Source organism: Clostridiales bacterium (assembly GCA_017569285.1).
Lineage (GTDB): Bacteria > Bacillota > Clostridia > Christensenellales > Aristaeellaceae > Aristaeella.
Genome location: CP069419.1, coordinates 843,775 through 863,956, shown reverse-complemented (window position 1 = coordinate 863,956; position 20,182 = coordinate 843,775). Strand labels below are relative to the sequence as shown.

Annotated in this window: 14 protein-coding genes; 10 read left to right on the top strand and 4 right to left on the bottom strand. The window is 58.8% G+C overall.

What is annotated here, in order from left to right; translation table 11 throughout:
* The first annotated feature begins 55 nt into the window (after positions 1–55).
* Positions 56–1,834 (top strand): ABC transporter ATP-binding protein, encoded by a 1,779-nt coding sequence (locus tag JNO48_03735; GenBank protein ID QTE69674.1) that lies wholly within the window; start codon positions 56–58, stop codon positions 1,832–1,834.
* Between the two features lie 53 nt (positions 1,835–1,887).
* On the opposite strand, the gene JNO48_03730 is transcribed toward JNO48_03735, so the two are convergent.
* The 4 genes from JNO48_03730 to JNO48_03715 form a co-directional block, all read right to left on the bottom strand.
* Complete coding sequence (locus JNO48_03730) at positions 1,888–2,721, bottom strand: DegV family protein (GenBank protein QTE69031.1); 834 nt, start codon at positions 2,719–2,721, stop codon at positions 1,888–1,890.
* A 117-nt stretch (positions 2,722–2,838) separates the two neighbouring features.
* Positions 2,839–3,837, bottom strand: a complete 999-nt coding sequence (locus JNO48_03725) for a LacI family DNA-binding transcriptional regulator (GenBank protein QTE69030.1) — start codon at positions 3,835–3,837, stop codon at positions 2,839–2,841.
* 2 nt (positions 3,838–3,839) lie between these two features.
* Complete coding sequence (locus JNO48_03720; protein QTE69029.1) at positions 3,840–4,073, bottom strand: hypothetical protein; 234 nt, start codon at positions 4,071–4,073, stop codon at positions 3,840–3,842.
* Entirely contained in the window at positions 4,063–5,580 is a 1,518-nt protein-coding gene (locus JNO48_03715) for a glycoside hydrolase family 43 protein (GenBank protein QTE69028.1), read from the bottom strand. The genes JNO48_03720 and JNO48_03715 overlap by 11 nt, the downstream gene beginning before the upstream one ends.
* A 255-nt stretch (positions 5,581–5,835) precedes the next feature.
* On the opposite strand from JNO48_03715, the gene JNO48_03710 reads away from it, so the two are divergent.
* From JNO48_03710 to JNO48_03670, 9 genes are all read left to right on the top strand, one after another.
* Entirely contained in the window at positions 5,836–8,793 is a 2,958-nt protein-coding gene (locus tag JNO48_03710; protein QTE69027.1) for an extracellular solute-binding protein, read from the top strand.
* Positions 8,794–8,809: 16 nt separating this feature from the next.
* The gene (locus tag JNO48_03705; GenBank protein QTE69026.1) at positions 8,810–9,730 is read left to right on the top strand and encodes a sugar ABC transporter permease; all 921 of its coding nucleotides are present in this window, start codon (positions 8,810–8,812) and stop codon (positions 9,728–9,730) included.
* Between the two features lie 20 nt (positions 9,731–9,750).
* A complete protein-coding gene (locus JNO48_03700; GenBank protein QTE69025.1) occupies positions 9,751–10,620 on the top strand; it encodes a carbohydrate ABC transporter permease in 870 nt (289 codons plus the stop codon).
* Between the two features lies 1 nt (position 10,621).
* Entirely contained in the window at positions 10,622–12,697 is a 2,076-nt protein-coding gene (locus tag JNO48_03695) for a YIP1 family protein (GenBank protein ID QTE69024.1), read from the top strand.
* Positions 12,690–14,939, top strand: a complete 2,250-nt coding sequence (locus tag JNO48_03690; GenBank protein ID QTE69023.1) for a hypothetical protein — start codon at positions 12,690–12,692, stop codon at positions 14,937–14,939. Before JNO48_03695 ends, JNO48_03690 begins: the two co-directional genes overlap by 8 nt.
* An 89-nt stretch (positions 14,940–15,028) precedes the next feature.
* Positions 15,029–15,964, top strand: coding sequence for a sugar ABC transporter permease (locus JNO48_03685; GenBank protein QTE69673.1), 936 nt, complete (start codon positions 15,029–15,031; stop codon positions 15,962–15,964).
* A 64-nt stretch (positions 15,965–16,028) separates the two neighbouring features.
* The gene (locus JNO48_03680; GenBank protein QTE69672.1) at positions 16,029–16,931 is read left to right on the top strand and encodes a carbohydrate ABC transporter permease; all 903 of its coding nucleotides are present in this window, start codon (positions 16,029–16,031) and stop codon (positions 16,929–16,931) included.
* Between the two features lie 73 nt (positions 16,932–17,004).
* On the top strand, positions 17,005–18,555 hold the full coding sequence (locus tag JNO48_03675; protein QTE69022.1) for a carbohydrate ABC transporter substrate-binding protein: 1,551 nt from the start codon (positions 17,005–17,007) through the stop codon (positions 18,553–18,555).
* 60 nt (positions 18,556–18,615) lie between these two features.
* A complete protein-coding gene (locus JNO48_03670; protein ID QTE69021.1) occupies positions 18,616–20,124 on the top strand; it encodes a hypothetical protein in 1,509 nt (502 codons plus the stop codon).
* The last annotated feature ends 58 nt before the right edge of the window (positions 20,125–20,182 follow it).

Below are 20,182 nucleotides of genomic sequence, written 5' to 3'. Positions count from 1 at the left end.
ACTGCTGCGGGTGAATGACGAGGAACAGCAGGATATCCACTATGAAGGCAACCCCATGAAACGGCTGCTGAAGTATCTGAAGCCGTACCGACGGACCTTTGTCATCTGCCTGGTGCTGGTGCTGGCACTGACGGGCCTTGAGCTGGTCAAGCCGATCATTATCGGCGACGCCATTGACCGCTATATCACCGGGGAAAAGAGCGAAGTTCTCCTGGTGGAAGGCCGGGAACAGTGGGAAGCCGGGGAACAGGCGGAGGAACGCTACAGCGGTGTGCTGAAAGCGGGTGCGCTGTACCTGGGCGTTGTGCTGCTCCTGTTTGCGTTCACCCGGATCCAGACACTGATGCTGCAGAAAATGGGGCAGGATATCATCTACGACATCCGGAATGAACTGTTCACCCATGTGGAGAAGCTGACCATGCGGTTTTTCGACACCACACCGGTCGGAAAGATCGTGACCCGGCTGACCAATGACGTGGAAGCGATCAACGAGGTGTTCTCGAACATCCTGGTGAAACTTTTCCGGAACGTGGTGAAGATGATCGGCCTGGCCGTGATCATGATTGCGATGAACCCGCGCATGGCACTGTACAGCTTTGTGCTGGTACCGGTGGTGGCGGTGATGACGCTGGTATTCCGGCTGATCAGCCGGCGGACCTACCGCCTGATGCGCACCCGGCTGGCGGCACTGAACACCTTCCTGTCCGAGCACCTGAGCGGAATGAAGATTATCCGTGTCTTCGGCCGGGAGGAACGCAAATACCGTGAGTTTGAAGAGAAGAATGACAGCCTTTACAAGGCCAGCTTCCGCGAGATGATGGTGTTTGCAGTATTCCGCCCGGGCATTATCCTGCTGAGTGTGATCGCCCTGATGATCATCATGGTGACCGGCGGGGCGGAGGTGCTCGGCGGGACCATTACCATTGGTACGCTATACATCTTCCTGCAGTATATCAACTCTTTCTACCAGCCAATCCAGGAACTGGCGGAGCAGTTTACAAGCCTGCAGAGCGCAATCTCCGCTTCCGAGAAAATCTTTACCTTGCTGGATACCAAACCGGCTATTGCGGAAGAAGATCATCCGGTGATCCTTCCGGAGATTCGGGGAAAGATCACCTTCGACCATGTGTGGTTCTCCTACAGCGGAAAGGAAGACGACTGGGTACTGAAGGACGTCAGCTTCACGATTGAACCCGGCCAGTCCGTCGCGTTTGTCGGCGCAACCGGCGCGGGAAAAAGCTCCATCCTGAACCTGATCGGCCGGTATTATGATATCCAGAAAGGCACCATCCGGATCGACGACACGGACATCCGGAAGATGAGCCGGGAACAGATCCGCCGGGCGGTCGGCCAGGTACAGCAGGATGTATTCCTGTTTACCGGGGATATCGCTTCGAATATCCGCCTGCGGGATGAAACCATATCGGATGAGGCAATCCGGGAAGCAGCGAAGGAAGTCAATGCCGCCCGGTTTATCGACCGCCTGCCGGACGGATATGCCACCCGGGTGACCGAGCGCGGCGCGACCTATTCTGCCGGGCAGCGACAGCTGCTTTCCTTTGCCCGGACGCTGGCCTATGACCCGGCAATCCTGATTCTGGATGAGGCCACCGCGAACATCGACACGGAAACGGAGCAGTGGATCCAGGAGGCGGTGACCCGCCTGATGAAGGGGCGCACCAGCATCATGGTGGCGCACCGGCTTTCCACCATCCAGCACTGCGACCGGATTATCGTGATGCACCACGGACGGATCCGCGAGACCGGCACCCATCAGGAGCTGCTGGCCCTGGATGGAATCTACAAGAAGCTGTACCAGCTGCAGCTGTCATAAAAAAAGAGGATGCCCGGAGGCAGATGCCTCCGGGCAGTTTTCATTTCCGGGAATCAGAAACCGATGATCAGGCCGTGGCGCTCGGCGTAGAAGCTGTCGAGCCCGCGGGTGGCCATGATGGCGACGCGGATGCCTTCAAAGCGTTCCTCCAGCGCCTTCTTGAGGAGCTGGGCGCTTTCGCTGTTCATGCAGTGGCTGATGAGGATTTCCTTGCCGGCCAGACCAATGCGGGCAATCTCATCCACCAGGAAGCGGACCATGGACTTTTCGCCCCGGGCTTTGCCGCGGATGACGATTTCACCTTCATCGGAGCCGATGCCGATGCCCCAGAAGCCGAGGTGGCCGGCGATAAAGCCGATGAGACGGCTGACACGGCCGGATTTGATCAGGTTATGATAGGAGGACAGGGCAAAAATCGTATGGATCTTCGCGGCTGCCTGGTTCAGGGCGGATTCGATCTCCGCGAAGGGAGTGCCGGCGAGGATCAGATCCCGGGCTTTCAGGATCAGCATTGCCTCTTCGGGACCGGTGGCCTTGCTGTCAATGACGGCGATCTGCTTGTCCGGTTCTTCCTCCAGAATCATATCCCGGGCGATGCAGGCGCTGTTGTAGGTGCCCGAGAGGGCACTGGAAATCGTGAACGCGATGACGGGACCGGGAGCGCGGAACTTTTCGCCGAATTCCTCCGGGGAGGGGCAGGAGGTCTGCGCCTGTTCGGCATGGTTTTCATTCGCCGTCAGCATTTCATCGATATTGATGTTTTCGTCATCCATGTATTCCTTGCCGCCGATGCGGATGGAGAAGGGAATGGTGGCAAAATCGAAGACGCCTTCGCCGCCCTCAACCGTGTAGAGATCACTGCTGGTATCACTGACCAGGTGCCACATGAACAATCACCTCCGTATGCCGCGTATTTTACATGTTTTTGACGGATATTGCAAATGGTGAACAGCCCGGAGATTCCTCCGGGCTGTATGTTTTCCGTATTTTTCCGGATGCCGGGCTCAGCGGCACCGGGAGACAAAGTCGACCGGGATGATGACCTGCTGCGGTGGAAGCGACGGGTCATGGATCCGGTTGCGGATAAGCTCGATCGCGATGCGCGCTTCATCTTGCAGGTGGCAGTCCACGGAGCAGATCGGCTTTGTGAAGTTGATGTATCCGAGGATATTGTCAAAGCCGATGACGTGCAGGTCGTCCGGCACGCGGAAGCCATTGTTTTCCAGCAAGGTAATGGTGCCCCAGGCTTCCACATCACAGAAGGAGAACAGCCCGTTGAATCCGGCGGCGATCCAGGCTTTCAGCTGAGCGAGAATTTCATCCGGATCCTGCAGGCAGGCATAGCCGATATCCTCCTCCGGAATGCCGGCATCCAGGCAGGCCTGCCGGAAGCCCGTGAAGCGCTTGCGGGAGGAGAAGACCACCTGGCGGTGGGACAGCATGGCCACTTTGCGGTGACCGGTTTCGATCAGGTGGCGGGCAGCCAGGTAGCCGCCTTCCTCATCGTTACAGTAGACACAGTCGTCCCGGGATCCTTCCTGGAAACGGCTGAGGAGGACAAAGGGGATATGGGATTCCCGCAGGAGGGACAGAGCGGGGGATTCAAAGGAACATGGGGTGATGAGAATGCCGTCCACCTGGCGGGAAAGGGCCATCTGCACCGCTTTCAGCTCAGCTTCCGGATCATCCTGCGAGCAGAGAATAAAGAGCGTGTAGCCGTACTGAACCGCTTCCCGCTGGATCAGGTCCATCAGGATGGCATAGAACGGGTTCATCATGGACCCGGCGATCATCGCCAGCGTTTTTGTCCGCCCGGAACGAAGGGAACTGGCCAGGTAATTGCGGACATAGCCCATCTCCCGGGCGACCCGTTGGATATAGGCGCAGGTTTCACGGGAAATGTCATCCTTGTCCTTGAGAGCGCGGGAAACGGTGTTGATCGTATACCCGGTGGCCTTCGCGATATCCTGCAGGGTGACCGGTCTGTTCGGATCCTTGCCCAAGTTCAGGCACCTCCTGACGGCCGGGCCCGGCGAAGCATGACCGCCAGGTAAACGGCGGCGCAGATTCCGGTGAGCCCGAGCGAAATGAATACGATGGAAGTAAAGGCAATATGCCAGATGTTGACGGTGAAGACGGAAACCAGCAGCAGAACCGCCATCCACCAGGCGAAGATTCCGGCGGTGACTACCAGGAACTGCAGTACGCGCCCGAGAACGGAGCGCACCTTATTCGTCATACTTTACACCCCAGATGCTCTCGTTGTTCCCGACAGCAGAGAAAACGGAAACTTCGGTTCCGGCGTCATCCTGCATGCGGGCCAGGATGCCGCTGTACTCGGTACCGCCGAGGGACAGGCGGAGGAACGCAGAGCCATCCTCCACATGCCAGGTACCGGACAGGGTTTCCCCGCCGACGGTTCCGTCCCCGCGGAGGTACAGGATGAAGGGTTCAGCAATTTTATCGCTGATATACGTCCCCTGGTTGATAACATAATAGCGGCCGGGGACGGAAGCGGGGTCCACGGTATCGGGCAGGTCTTCCTTCCGGGTGGCATAGGGAAGGGGGCACGGCCAGCCTTCCGCGTTGAGCCCGTACTGCTTGACCATGGGAAGGTGGCCTTCCGAACCGTTGGCAAAACGGGTGTGATAGCAGATGTACCGCTTGCCGTCTGCATCGATCAGGGCGCTGTTATGACCGGTAGCCATGTAGGCGGTACGTACGGAGGGCAGGATGTAGTTACCGGAAAGCTTGAGCCCGAAGGGAGCGTGGGCGGATTTGCCGGGACGGGTGCCGTTCATATCCTCATATTCCCCGTCCGGCGTACGGGAACGGAAGACCCGGATCTGGTAACCGCCGTGCGCCTGGAGCTCGCCATAGGAGACAAAGAGATAATACCACCCGGCGGCCTCGTCGTAAAGGATGTACGGCCCCTCGATGGAGTGGTGCCCGCCGCCGAGCAGGCGTTTGCCGAAATAAGGGTCGATGCCGGCTGCGTCATCTGCTTCCGGATGGATGGCATACCCTGTGGCCGGATCGATTTCCAGAATGAAAATGCCGCCGGACCATGAACCATAGACCATCCACATGCGGCCGTCCGCGTCGTAAAAGACGGACGGATCGATGGCGTTGGGCCATTCCCGGAAATTGTAGCCGCCGGCCAGGGTGAGGTAGCGGGATTTGATCCAGTCCTCCCCGACGACCTGCGCCGCGTCCGTCTGCGCGGCAATCCGCTTGTCAAACCCGGAGCAGACGATGCGGCCCTGCCAGGTGTAGGGCCCCTCAACGGAATCAGAGATGCCGAAGCATATATTGGAAGCGTTCCAGGTGGAAGAGGTGCAGTAGTACATGACGTACTTGCCCATGGTTTTGTTGTATATGACATCCGGCGCCCAGACGTGATGCCTCCTGTCATCGGTGGGAATCAGGCTGGACGGACCGCCGGCATAATCGAACACATGGCTGTCCTCAGCGAAAATATCCCCCCAGACACGGTTGCCGGAATAATAGCCGGTGGCCACCACTGTCCAGGAACGGAGATTTTCGGAGCGGGCGGCCGCCATGTGGGAACCGAAAATGTAGTATGCCCCGTCCGCTGCAATAATGGACGGATCATGCACGGCGGTGCGGGCGTTGACCGCGCCGAGGGCAATCCCTTCCACAGAAGGGGAGTAATCCTCTTCCGCACCTGCGGAAAAAACGGGGAGCAGCATGAAGAAAACCAAAAAGAGGGAAAGCAATCTCATTTCAATCATCCTCCAGGAATGATGACCGGCAGGCGGGAAACCGACAAAATGCATGAAACCGTTGAATATCAAGGGCTTCATCGGAACCGGACAAAAAATTTCTGAAAACGGTTGACTTTTTTCTGACGGCATTATATCATGTGGACAACAAAAGTACAATAGTAATTTACCCAAAAACATTAACGATCATGTTAACGATAATGTTAACAAAGCGACTGACAGACGGAAGACCGTTCAGGCACGGGGGAGAAACACATGGCAGGCGTGAAGAACACGGGACGAAGGGCGGCAGGATGGATTGCGGCGATCTGCATCGCATTTTCCGGATGCGCGGCAGCTGCCGGGGAAACGACCGGCGGGGAGATCTTTGTCAGCGAGCGGATTTCCCATAATTACACGAAGGTATCCGCCGGTTATACGCTGCCCGTTTACACCGGGGACGATATTCCGCTGGCAGTGGATGAATCCGTGACCGACGCGGGCGGAGCCGAATGGACCGATGAGATGATGGGATATGCGGGCGCCGCGAAGGTGCTGCGCGTCCGGTACGGCAATACGGTTGTCCTGAACGCCGATATTCCCGCCGACGGACAGTATGCCGTACGCCTGGACTATTATTCCTACAATCCCGGCGCCGAGGAAAACCAGCAGACCGTGCTGCCTGACCGGATTGCCCTGGGCGTGGACGGAAGCTTTCCTTTTTATGAATGCAGGAGCCTGAAGTTTGAATCAACCTGGAACCGTACGGCGACCTCCTCCTACGACCGTTACGGCGACGAAATGGTGGCCCTTCCGACAAAGCAGGCGGAGTGGAACACCAAATACCTCACAGACGGAACCGGAAGGCGGTCAGCCCCGCTGCTGCTGGAGCTGGCCGCCGGTTCCCATGAGCTGGCGCTGACGGTGACGGAGGGAGCTTTCCTGCTGGGAAACATCACATTCTGTGCCGCACCGGAAATCCCGGAAGCCGAAGCGCCGCACACGGCGGAAGGAAATGCCCTGGTGACGCTGCAGGGGGAGGAATTCCTCAGCGCGAACAGCTCCTCCATCCACGGCGTGATGGAATATGATGCGGCGATCGAACCCTATGAGGTCGAGCATACCCGCCTGAACACGATTGACTCGGATTCCTTCAAAAACGCGGGGGACCGGGTGACCTGGCAGGCGGAAATCCCGGAAGACGGATGGTATTACATTGCGCTGAACTACCGGCAGAGCGACAAGACGGACTTCCCGGTGTTCGCGGATATCTTCGTGGACGGGGAGATTCCTTCCCGGGCCTTCGGCGATTATCCGCTGGTATACGGCGCGTCCTGGCAGCGGCATACCCTGCAGAACGCGGACGGGGAGAAGCTGAGCGTTTACCTGACAAAAGGAACCCACGAACTGAGCCTGCGGATTTCCATCGCACCGCTGCGGGAAGCGATGGAAGCGCTGGATGAAATCATGTACGGCGTGAACGACCTGGCGCTGGAGATCACGAAGGTGGCCGGGACCAACGCAGACAAGTACCGCGACCTGAAGCTGAGCCGGTATATCCCGAACCTGACGGAAACCCTGCGCGGCTACGCCGCGAGGCTGCGGGAGCTGGAGAACGGATACCGGATTTACAGCCCGGGCGGGAAGAATGTGGCGGCGATGGCTTCCATGCTGATTGCCGCCCGCCAGCTGGAAAGCCTGGCGGAAAGCCCGGATGAGATTCCATACCGGATCGGGGAGCTGAGCTCCTCGAGCAACTCCGCCAACCAGTACCTGGCGAACACGGTGGACAGCCTGCTGCGGAACAACCTGGCGATTGACCGGATCTGGCTGTACCAGGAGGGCGCCTCCCTGCCGGAGGCAGCGGGATTCGGCGCTTCCTTCTCCAAGAACTTTGAGCGGTTCTCCTCCTCCTTTACCAGCAGCCGGTATTCCATCGCCAATACCGATCCGGAACACCTGCAGGTGTGGGTGAACCGGTCCAACCAGTATGTGCAGATTATGCAGAAGCTGATTGACGAGCGGTTTACGCCGGAAACCGGCATCCAGGTGGACCTGTCGGTGATGCCGGACCAGTACAAGCTGGTGCTGGCGCGGTCTTCCGGCAGCGCGCCGGATGTGGCGACGGGCATCAACTACACGATCCCGTATGAACTGGCCATCCGGGGAGCGCTGAAGGACATGACGTCCTTTGAGGGCTTCCGGGAAACGGCCTCCGTATACGAGCCCGGGTTCTTCCTGACCGGAACCATCGGGGACGAAGTGTTCTCCATGCCGGAGACGATGAACTTCTGGGTGCTGTTCTACCGGACGGACGTGATGGAAAAGCTGAACCTGCCGGTGCCGGACACGATGGACGACGTAATCGATCTGCTGCCGGAACTGCAGATGCGCGGACTGAACTTCTACTACGCGACGGCGGGCATGATCTCCATGCGGAACTTCCAAGGGACAACGCCCCTGCTGGTGCAGAACAGCGGCGCCCTGTACTACGGCACGGCCGACCAGGGAACCGCGCTGGGCAGCCGGGAATCCGTGAAGGGCTTCACGACGCTGACCGACCTGTTTACGATCTACAACATGCCGGTAAGCGTGGACAACTTCTACCAGCATTTCCGGAACGGGGACATGCCGATCGGCATTGCGGACTTTTTCACCTACAACCTGATCCGGAACGCGGCGCCGGAGCTGGATTCCAGCTGGGCGATCTCCCTGATTCCGGGTACGGTGCAGGAAGACGGGAGCATCGCGCGGACGACCTGCGGATGCGCTGAGAGCACCGTGATATTCAAAAGCACGGAGGAGCGGGAACAGAAGGCATGGGAATTCATCCGCTGGTGGTCCACCACGGAAATCCAGGCACTGTTCGGCCGGATGGTGCAGAGCATCTACGGCGATGAATACATCTGGCCGACGGCCAACCTGGAGGCGTTTGACCTGCTGCCCTGGGACACCGAGGACAAGATGGTGGTGCGGCAGTTTGCCGAAAATGTGGTGGACGTGGCCCGGGTTCCCGGAACCTACATGCTGGAGCGGGAAATGAGCAACGCCTTCAACGATATTGTGGTGAACGGCGAGAACGAGCAGACGCGGATTGACCGGGCCGTGAAGACGATCAACCGGGAAATCAAGCGGAAGCTGGAAGAATTCGGATATGTGGACGCGGAAGGAAACGTGATGAAGGAGTACCGGATTCCGACGATGGAATCGGTACGTGAAATCCTGGGACGATAAGAGAGGATAAGGCAGTATGGCAGAGCTGACCAGCAGGCGGAAAGCCGTAGGACGGAGGGAGCGCAACAACCTGAGCGGGCTCCTGTTTGCCGCGCCCTACGCGCTGATTTTCCTGGTTTTCATTCTGATCCCGGTCATCCTGGCCGTGGTGCTTTCCTTTACGAACTTCAACGCGATCGAATGGCCGCGGTGGGTCGGATTCCTGAACTACATTACCCTGCTGACCAGCGACGAGGTGTTCATGCAGTTCGTGCTGCCGAACACCGTGCTGTACGCGGTGGTGGTCGGTATCGGCGGATACATCCTGAGCTTCCTGCTGGCGTGGATGCTGTGCAACCTGACCCGCGGGGTGCGGACGGTGCTGGCACTGATTATCTACTCCCCGTCGCTGACGGCCGGCGTTGCAATGACCGTGCTGTGGAAGGTGATTTTCTCCGGCGACCAGACCGGACTGCTGAACAGCTGGCTGATGAGCCTGGGGATTATTGACGAGCCCATCATCTGGCTGGTGAACACGAATTACCTGCTGCCGATCGTTATCATCATCGGGCTCTGGTCCTCGATGGGCATCGGCTTCCTGGCCATGATTGCCGGTATCGCGAACTCCGACGAGTCCCTGTATGAGGCAGGGGCGATTGACGGCATCAGCAACCGGTTCCAGGAAATGATCTACATCACGATTCCCCAGATGAAGCCGCAGATGCTGTTCGCAGCGGTCATGGCCGTAGTGAACGCTTTCCAGAACGGAACGGTTTCCGCCCTGCTGACGGGCAACCCGTCCCCCGGATACGCGGCGCAGCTGATTGTGAACCACATTGAGGATTACGGCTTCCTGCGGTATGAGATGGGATATGCCGCAACAGTGTCCGTTGTCCTGCTGCTGATTGTGCAGATATTCTCCAAGGCGGCCAACCGGCTGCTGACCGACAAAGACTGAGCGGAAAGGAGAGGGAATCCATGGCATACCGGGGACGGCATATCAACCCGCAGCGGTTTGAGCGCGGACAGATCAAGATCCTGCTGATTCTTCTTCCGCTTGCCCTGTTCATGGCGCTGCCCATTGTATTTATCGTCAACCACGCGTTCAAGCCGATGGAGGAGCTGTTCGCTTTTCCGCCGACATTCTTTGTCCGCAATCCCACGCTGGACAACTTTACCAAGCTGATCAAGTTCTCCCGGAGCGCCGGGATCCCGCTGACGCGGTACCTGTTCAACTCGCTGATCGTGACGGTGCTGACGGTGGGGCTGAGCCTGCTGCTGACCACCGGCGCGGCATTCGCGTTTTCGAAGATCAAATTCCGCGGGCGGAACCTGATGCTGCAGATCAACCAGATCGCCATCATGTTCGTGGCAACGGCCGTCCTGATCCCCCGGTACATGGTGATCAGCCGGCTGGGGATGATCGACACGGTGCTGGCGCATGTGCTGCCGCTGGTGGCCATGCCGGTGGCCCTGTTCCTGGTGAAACAGTTTGTGGACCAGGTACCGGACAGCCTGATTGAAGCGGCCCACCTGGACGGGGCAACGGATATCCAGGTGTACTGGCATATCATCCTGCCGGTGATCAAGCCGGCGGTGGCCACGGCGATGGTGCTGGTGTTCCAGCAGGTATGGACGAACCTGGAAACCTCCAATTACTTCACCAATGACGAGAGCATGAAGACGCTGACGTTCTACATGAACACGCTGGTGAACGCCTCGAACGGCGTGGCCGGCCAGGGCGTCGCGGCAGCAGCGTCGCTGATCATGTTCATTCCGAACCTGATTCTGTTTATCATCTGCCAGAACGCCGTGATGAACACCATGGCGACCTCCGGCATCAAGTGACATGCATGACGGGAAGGGACAAGAAACCGTGAAAAGGAATGCTGAAACCGGGAAGAGATTTGCCGCGGGGCTGCTGGCAGCGCTGGTGCTTTTCCTGATGCTGTTTTCCGCGGCCGGGGCGGATACGCCCTACGTCACCTACACGGTGAACGGCTACGGAGACATCCAGGAAACCCAGACCGCATACCTGGCAAAGCAGGCGATCGTCAAGTTCGGCGACCAGTCCTTCTCCAGTCCGGACGACCTGTTTGTAACGGATGACGGCACGATCTATGTGGCGGATACGAAAAACCACCGCATCCTGGCCGGAACGGCGGACGGAACCCTGAAGGCCGAGATCGGGAAGGGCACGCTGCAGACCCCCAAAGGCGTGTTTGTGACGAAGGACGGGCATGTATACGCGGCGGACCGGGACGCGGAAGCGGTGTTTGAATTCGGCCCGGACGGGACGCTGCTGAATACCTACGGCAAGCCGGACAACCCGCTGTACGGCGAAGGGCTTTCCTTCATGCCGATCAAGGTGGTTGTGAATGACGCGGGAATCCTGTTTGTGATTTGCGAGAGCAACACGAACGGTATCGTGGAGATTTCACCGATCGACGGGGGAACGTTCCTGGGCTATTTCGGCACCAACTATGCCTCGGCGGATTTCCGGACGATCATTTACCGGGCGATCCTGACGGAAGCCCAGCGGGCCAAGATGGTCAGCAATATCCCCGCCACGCCGGACAACCTCGCGATTGACGCGCGCGGCCTGATCTATACGGTAACCCGTGGCGACGGCCTGAAGACCGTGAAACGGCTGAACATCGCCGGCATCAACCTGATTGACAGCGCCGAAAGCGTGGATATTCCCGCCTCCATCGCGGCCGGCAACCACAACAACATCTATGTGGCCGACCAGAAGGGATTCGTTTACGAGTACAACAACGACGGGGAACTGATCTTCGTTTACGGCGGCAAGGATGACGGCAACAACCGGATCGGCCTGTTCACGACCGTTTCGGCGATCGACGTGGACGCACAGGACCGGCTGTATGTGCTGGACTCCGCTTCCGGCATGATCCAGGTGTTTGAGCCGACGGAATTCACGGACCTGATCCATGAAGCCCTGTACCTGTACTCGATCGGCCGGTATACCGAAAGCAAGGAGCCGCTGCAGCAGGTGCTGGATATGAACAGCCTGTTTGACGTGGCGAACCGGGCCATGGGCCGGGCTTACTTCCAGGAAGAAAACTACGAGACCGCCCTGAAGTACGCGCGGCTGGCGAAGGACCGGACCGGATACTCGGACGCTTTCTGGGAAATCCGGAACATCTGGCTGAAAAAATATGTGACCTGGATTTTCGCAGCGGCCATCGCGGCCTTCATCCTGTGGAAGGTATGGAAGGCCGTGGACCGGAAGATCCGGCTTTCCGAAAAGCTCCGGAAGGGGATGAAACGGAAGGAAGGCGGCCTGCGGGACAACCTGGCCTACAGTTTCTTCTACATGCGGCATCCGATTGACGGAAGCTACGGCATCGCCCGGGAAGGCCGCGCCAGCTGGGGCGCTTCCGCCGTACTGCTGGTGATCTTCATCCTGGAGTTCCTGGCGGACAAGTACCTGTGCGGCTTCCTGCAGAAGACGATCCAGGACGGCCGGTATGAGATATTCTCCGACATCGGGATGATCCTGGTGACCGTGGCCGGGCTGACGCTGTGCAACTACCTGGTGTGTACGATCAATGACGGCGAAGGCCGGGTGAAGCAGATTTTCACCTATTTCTGCTACAGCCTGACGCCGTACATCCTGCTGACGCCGGTGTGCTTCCTGCTCAGCCATGTGCTGACCACAAACGAGCAGTTCCTGATCACGCTGATCCGGCTGCTGATCTACGGCTGGTCGGCAGTACTGATCGTGCTGGGAATCAAGGAGGTTAACAACTACACCGCGAAGGAGACGGCCAAGGTGATTTTCCTGACCATCTTCACGGTGCTGATCCTGGCCCTGATTATCTTCATCATCTACGTGCTGTGGGCCCAGGTGTTCGAGTTCGTGAGCGCGCTGTTCGGAGAGGCGGTGTATCGCGTTGGGTAAGAGACGGATTTTACTGCTGTGCCTGGCCGCGGTGCTGTTCCTGACCGGAACGGCCGCCCTGGCGGAAAGCCCGGAGACCACCGGGACAGCCGGGGCTGCGGAGAGTGCGGAGACAGCGCTGCCCGCGGAATACGCGGAATACCGGCTGATCGCGGAAAGCGACCGGTATGAGCTGTACCTGTATGAACCGACGATTTCCCTGCTGCTGCGCAACCGGGAGAACGGGGCGCTGATCGCCTCCACGCTGAACGAGCATACCGCCCAGGGCAAGCTGAACAAGACCTGGAAGGGTTACACCTATTCCGCATTCGTGCTGGACGTGCTGACGGGCAGCAGCAAGAACTACAAACAGGCGGACCTGATCAACAACGAGCATACGCTGGAATACAGCTACCTGGAGAACGGGTTTGATGTGGCGGTGTTCTACCCCGAGTTCGGACTCGGGCTGACGCTGCAGGTGCGGCTGGACGGCGACGAGCTGCTGGTGACCGTTCCGGACAGCTCCATCCGGGAAGAAACGGAAGGCACCAGCATGGCCATGGTGAGCCTGTATCCCATGTTCGGCGCAACCTATATGGACCAGCGGACCGGCTACATGCTGGTTCCGGACGGAAACGGCGCGCTGATCCACCTGACCGACAAGGAAGGCCGGTTTCCGACGGGATATTCCCAGCTGATCTACGGATCGGACAACGGGTTTACGGAAAGCTCCCCGGCCAATTACCTGTGGGACCGGTACGAAACCGTGCTGAAGCCCCACCAGATCACGGCGCCGGTATTCGGCATCGCGCATACGGATGAGCAGACCGGTTATCTCGCGGTGGTGGAACAGGGCGAAAAACGCTGCTCCATCGAGGCGCACCCGAACGGGGTGATGCGCGTGAGCTACAACCGCTGCTTTGCCAAATTCCTGCTGCGGGATGTGTATAAGCAGCCCCTGAACCAGTCCGGGTCCACCAAGATGGATATGGTGGAAAAGGACCGGACCCATCATGACCTGTCCGTCCGCTACTGCCTGCTGACCGGGGAAGACGCCGGATATGCCGGAATGGCGCGGCGGTACCGGGAATACCTGCAGGAATACGGGATTGTGACACCGCAGGAAGACAGCTACCGCACGCGGATCGACTTCCTGGCGGAGGACCAGGAGAAATTCCTGGTCGGCACCCGCGCGGTGGTGATGACCTCCGTGCAGGATGTGAAGGATATCTACGCGGAGCTGCGGGAAGCCGGAGTGAGCTCCGTACTGAGCGAATACCGCGGCTGGCAGAACGGCGGAATCTACGCGCTGCCGGTAACAAGCTTTGCGGCGGACGGGGCAATCGGCGGAACCGGCGCCCTGAAGGAGCTGATTGCGGAAGCGGCCGCGCAGGATTACGTCCTGATGCCCTATGTGGACGCTCTGCGGATGAATGCCTCCACCAACACCTTCACCTATGACGCAGCCAAGATGGTGAACAAGACCACCCTGAAGGAAAAAAGCAGCAAGCAGGTTTACAACCTGTTCTACTACCTGCTGCCGGAGAAGGCGAAGGAAAAGCTGACCGGCCTGGCAGAGGACCTGAAAAGGAACGGCGTCGGAGCCCTGGCGGTGGGCGGAATTACGGAGAACCTGTTCTCCTACAGCCTGCGGGACACCTACTATACCCGGAACGACGGGGCGGACGCCTACGAACAGGCGCTGCGGAACGCTTCCGGCGGGCTGAAGCTGGCGTTGGAGGAACCCTTCCAGTACCAGTGGCCGGCGATGAGCGCGTTCCTGAACATGCCGCTGGACGGATCGGAATACATGTACACGGATGAGGAGGTTCCTTTCCTCACGATGGCACTGAAGGGACTGGTTCCCATGTATTCGGACTACGTCAACTTTGAGGCGAACAAGACGGACCTCTTCCTGACCCTGGCGGAAACCGGCGTATTCCCGTCCTTCTACATCACGAAGAAGAACTCGTCCTATCTGATCTATACGAACTCCAACGACCTGTATTCCACCGAGTGGGATGCATACCGGGAGACGGTGATCCGGTTTGACCGGGAACTGCGGGAGCTGAACGCAAAGACAGCCGGCGCGGTGATTGAAAACCATGAAAAACTGGAAGGCGGGATCCGCCGGGTGACTTACTCGAACGGCGTGACGGTCTATGTGAATTATGCGGATGAAGACCGGACGGCGGACGGGGAGACCATCGGGGCCAAATCCTTCCGGGTATCGGAACGGACGGCGGGAGGTGAAGCACAGTGACAACCTACGCAAAGCCCCGGCCGAAGAAGGAAAACCGGATCCGGGTAAAGCGCGGACCGCTGGAGAAGCAGGAAGCCCGGGCGGGCGTGATGTTCGTGCTGCCGTGGATCATCGGCGCAGCAGTATTCCTGGTATATCCGCTGTTTATGAGCTTCTGGTATGCACTGAACAACATCCGCCTGACCTCGGAGGGCATGCGGTTTACGTTCCTCGCGCAGGGCAACTTCACCCAGATCCTGCTGAGTGACCCGGATTTTCTGCCGGAGCTGGTGGATTACCTGCTGAGCACAGTGATTTCCGTACCGGTGATCGTGGTGTTCGCGATGATGATCGCGCTGATGCTGAACGAGAAGATCAAAGGCAAGGGGTTCTTCCGGCTGATCTTCTTCCTGCCGGTGATTATCGTATCCGGACCGATCCTGAACTCCCTGACCGAACAGAACGCGGGCACGATTTCCGTGATCGATACGCAGGCGGTGACCGGCGCGATTTCAAGCTTCCTGCCGGAGGTGATCGCCACCCCGATTGCCGGGCTGTTCTCGAACATGGTGACGATCCTGTGGTACTCCGGCGTTCCGATCCTGATTTTCCTGTCCGCCCTGCAGAAGATTGACAAGAGCCAGTATGAAGCGGCGTATGTGGACGGCGCTTCCGGATGGGAAATGTTCTGGAAGATCACGCTTCCGTCGCTGAAGCCGATGATCCTGCTGAACTGCGTATACACGATCGTATTTGTTTCCTCGAACGACCAGAACAAGCTGATCGGCCTGATCAAGAGCGCCATGTTCTCCGGAACATCGGAGAAAGGATACGGATACGCCTCCGCCATGGCGTGGCTGTATTCCCTGGTGGTGCTCCTGCTGGTCGGCATATTTGCCCTGATATTCATGACCCGGAAAGACCGGTATGAGAAGGACGCGAGAAAGGCGGACCGGAAAGCGAAGGCTGAGCGCCGGAAGGTGCTGAAAATCCAAAGGAGGCAGGCACGGCATGCAAAGAAGTACAACCGTCCCACCGTCCGCTGAGACGCGCGCGGAAACGGCGGCCGTTACCCGCCGGATAAACCGAGACCGGATCCGGAAGCTGCTGCTGGGCACCCGCGACCGGAACGGCATGATCAAGCTGATTGCCATTTACGGCCTGCTGATCTGCATCGGGTTCATCTACCTGTATCCGATCCTGTACATGATCTCCGCGTCCTTCATGACGCTGGATGACCTGCTGGATTCCTCGATCCAGTGGATTCCGTCCAGCTTCAACCTGGACAACTACCGGCAGGCGGGCGCCAGCATGAACTACGGAAACTCCCTGCTGCAGAGTTTCCTGATTGCCGGGCTGCCCACGCTGTGCAACCTTGTGGCCTGCAGCCTGACCGGCTACGGCCTGGCCCGGTACAAATTCCGGGGCAAGGGCATCATCATCGGGCTGATTATCCTGACATTCGTGCTGCCGCGGCAGATTACGATGATTCCCACCTACAGCATGTACGCGAACCTGGGCATCCTGAACAGCGTGTGGGCGTTCATCGTACCGGCAATTGTGGCCCAGGGGCTGAACGCGCCGATCTTCATCATGATCTTCTGGCAGTTCTTCCGGAACGTGCCGCAGGCCCTGGTGGAGGCGGCGAAGATTGACGGTGCCGGGCACTTCAAGAGCTTTTTCTCCATCTCATTGCCGACGGCGGCTCCGGCGTTCATCACGGTGGCCCTGTTTTCCTTCGTGTGGTACTGGAACGAGTTTTACCTGACGCAGCTGTTTGTGCACGGCGTGCTGGTGGAAAGCAGCCTGACCACGTTGATCATTCAGCTGCAGAACTTCAACACGAACTACTCCAGCTATGCGCAGACCGCGGCGAGCGGCGCCACGAACCTGAATGAGTCCATCAAGATGGCCGGCACGCTGATCGCCGTACTGCCGCTGATGATCCTGTACTTTGTGCTGCAACGCCACTTTGTGGAAAGCATCGACCGGACCGGTATCACCGGTGAGTAACGAATATGGACCGCGGCGGGAACCCGGCGCGTATCATAGAGAACAATTTTTCGAATGAAAGGAAGGATTCCCCATGTTCAGAAAACTGCTGGCATGTCTGATGGCCATCACCCTGCTGCTGGGCTGCATGAGCTTTGCGGCGGCGGAAGGTGTGACCGGAGAGACGGAAGAGGTCGTGATTGACGGTATTACGTACCACAAGGCGACCGACCTGACCCAGGATGAAATCGAGCTGACCTATTTCCACTTTGACCAGGATGAAACGGTCCAGGCCCTGGCGGAGCGTTTCATGCAGATCTACCCGAACATCAAGGTGACGGTGCAGTATGAAAACGTCTCCACCTATGACGATACGCTGCTGACCCTGATGGGCAACTCCAGCGGCGGAATCAAGCCCGACGTCATCATGTACTCAGACTGCGACTTCGCACTGAGCAACATGCTGCTGAGCGACATCTCCGCCTACTGGGATTCCGATCCGGAAACCCAGAAGATCGCCTCCACGATCAACAGTGCGGGTGTCGGCACCTTCATGACGAAAGCCCGCTACGCCGTGCCGGTGAAGTTCTTCCCGACGGGCATGTACATTGACCGGAACGTGCTGGAAGCGCTGAACATGGATGAACCCGACCGCAACTGGACCTGGGAGGACATGATCGACCTGATCAAGGAAGCGACCGTGCCGAACTCCCCGGACGGCATTGCCTACTACGGCTGCGGATACTACAACCGCCTGGATTCCTACTACGGAATCGCGGCGTCCCAGGACATCATCGGCGAGTTCGGCTTTGACGGCAAGGATTTTGACCTGGGCGTATGGGCGGTCGGCGAGCAGGAATTCTCCGACCTGAAGCTGGGCGGATACATTGCTCCCTCCACCGAGACGCAGGCGATGGAAGACTGGCTGGATGACTGGGAAGCCTGGGCCGGCGCTTCCGGACATGTGGCGCTGTTTACCGAAGCCTTCTGGACCTTCCAGGGCACCTGGAACACCGAAGCCTTCCAGCAGTACAACCTGGACATCGTGCCGTACGTGGTGCCGGCGGTGAGCGAGGAGGACGCCTCCAAGGACCACCACACCATCGCGACGATCGACTTCGGCGGAATCACCCCGGCCTGCCAGCATCCGCGTGAAGCGTACGAGCTGCTGAAGTTTATGAGCTTCGGTATCGACGGCTGGAAGACCCGAATCCAGATCTACAACGACGAGACAAAGACCAACAAGTCCGGCCTGGCCCTGAAGCACGACGTGATGCCGTGCCCGATCACCACGGACGAGGAAGTCTGGAACGCCTACATCGATATGTACTGCAAGGGCATGGACGATGAGCATGTGGAATGCTGGCGCGAATACTTCGAAAGCTGCATGCAGCCCATCCCGTACGGCTGGACCTCCATTGCCGGATACTGGAACTACTGCGACGAGTACTTCAACAGCATCGGCATCCATGACCTGGTGGACGCCGGTAAGGCCAAAGCGGCGGACTATGCCGAGGAGGCCACCCGGATGGCCAACCTGTACCACGCCAACGCGATGCTGCGCTACTTCGGGCCGGACGGATACAACGTACTGAGCGAGGATGAAGTAGCGGAATACACGCAGATGGTTGCGGACAATTCGTAACGGTGATTTAAGCGAAGGCTTAAACAATAAAAAACCAAATGATAAAGGAGGAACCCCAACATGAAGAAATGGCTTGCCCTGATCCTGTGTGCCGCGCTCGCACTGAGCGTGTGCAGCTTTGCGGCGGCGGAAGGAACCGAACTGCCGGAAGCATTTGCCCACATCACCTTTGACGGTGAAGACGAAGGCTACAAAACCATTACCAACGGCGAAAAGGCAGAGAATGATCCCCTGCTGGACGGCGCGAACAAATCCATTGTGGAAGCACCCGATGCCAAGCTGCTGTACGGCGAAGGCCCGGTCGGCAAAGCGCTGTACATCGACGGCACCTACGGCCTGGACCTGGGCCTGAAGCCCACCAACACCGACGTCTGGACCGTTTCCTACTGGATGAACGCGGACCGGCTGAGCGACTACGGCCCCACGCTGCAGATCGGCTACAACATGGGACGCGCGGATACCGCCGCGAACGTAACCTGGATGAACATTACCCAGACCAACTGGACGCCCAAGTATTTCCCGACTGTCTGGAGCCGCAACGTGGCTTCCAACGCGGAAGACGGAACTGCCTGCTGGCCCTGGATGGCTCCCTTCTCCGATGAAGGCGCCATGATCGGCAAGCGTGAATGGGCAATGTTCACCATCGTCTGCTCCGGCGAGGAACAGACCGGCGGCAACGGCCAGAAGACGGTCGGCGCCCAGCTGTACGTGAACGGCGAACTGCGGTATGACTCTGCGGATAACTATGAGAACGGCACCTACTTCACCTATACCTGGGATGCCACGCTGGCTCCGAACATCATGAAGCCCGGCGATGACGCCTTCGAAGCGTACTTCGGCATCAACTACTGGGACACGATCTACAAGGGATATGTGGATGACCTGTATGTGTTCGACACCGCGCTGAACGCCGAGCAGGTAAAGGCCCTGTACGCGATGGGCAATGCCGCGCTGGAAAGCCCGAAGGGCGGTCCGGTGGTGGAAGAAGCGGCTGCTGCGGAAGAACCCGCCGCTCCCGCGGTTGAAGTCAAGATCACCGGAACCGCGGTAGGCGCGGAAGACTGCACCACCGGTTTCTGGGGCGCGCATTCCGACATCTGGGCTGTTCCGGACGGAGAGTTTGCGGGCGTGATCTTCACCAACTACAACGCCGGTGAAGAAGCGGCCAACTGGAACAACTTCAACGTCGTGCTGCAGAACACCCCGACCGGCCACGCTGCGGACCAGGCGGAAGGCTATGCTGAATACGCCGTGGTGCGCAGCGACAACTACGGCTGGGGCGCCGGCTATGACGGAAACGAAGAACTGGTGACCACCCCTGAATGGGAAGGCAACCTGGGACCGCAGCTGAACGGCGCGACGATCGCAGTGATCGTCCAGAAGGACGGCGACAAGGTCAGCGTCGGCATGTTCGGCGACAAGGTGGACGGCGGCTCCTATTCCCAGACCTATGAGAACATCAAGGCGGACGGCGATGTGTACTTCTGCCTGGTGGTTGACAACTGCTGCCTGGACATCCAGCAGGTGCTGGATAACGACGCAGTGATGGCGATGATCGCTGCGGAATAATCTGATCCTGACAGGTTCCATTTCCCCGGGCTGCCGCCGCGGCGGCAGCCCGGGATTC

Coding starts and splice junctions, on each gene's coding strand:
- JNO48_03735 (QTE69674.1), top strand. CDS start 56: ATGAAACGGCTGCTGAAGTATCTGAAGCCGTACCGACGGACCTTTGTC.
- JNO48_03730 (QTE69031.1), bottom strand. CDS start 2,721: ATGTGGCACCTGGTCAGTGATACCAGCAGTGATCTCTACACGGTTGAG.
- JNO48_03720 (QTE69029.1), bottom strand. CDS start 4,073: ATGACGAATAAGGTGCGCTCCGTTCTCGGGCGCGTACTGCAGTTCCTG.
- JNO48_03715 (QTE69028.1), bottom strand. CDS start 5,580: ATGAGATTGCTTTCCCTCTTTTTGGTTTTCTTCATGCTGCTCCCCGTT.
- JNO48_03710 (QTE69027.1), top strand. CDS start 5,836: ATGGCAGGCGTGAAGAACACGGGACGAAGGGCGGCAGGATGGATTGCG.
- JNO48_03705 (QTE69026.1), top strand. CDS start 8,810: ATGGCAGAGCTGACCAGCAGGCGGAAAGCCGTAGGACGGAGGGAGCGC.
- JNO48_03700 (QTE69025.1), top strand. CDS start 9,751: ATGGCATACCGGGGACGGCATATCAACCCGCAGCGGTTTGAGCGCGGA.
- JNO48_03695 (QTE69024.1), top strand. CDS start 10,622: ATGCATGACGGGAAGGGACAAGAAACCGTGAAAAGGAATGCTGAAACC.
- JNO48_03685 (QTE69673.1), top strand. CDS start 15,029: ATGTTCGTGCTGCCGTGGATCATCGGCGCAGCAGTATTCCTGGTATAT.
- JNO48_03675 (QTE69022.1), top strand. CDS start 17,005: ATGTTCAGAAAACTGCTGGCATGTCTGATGGCCATCACCCTGCTGCTG.
- JNO48_03670 (QTE69021.1), top strand. CDS start 18,616: ATGAAGAAATGGCTTGCCCTGATCCTGTGTGCCGCGCTCGCACTGAGC.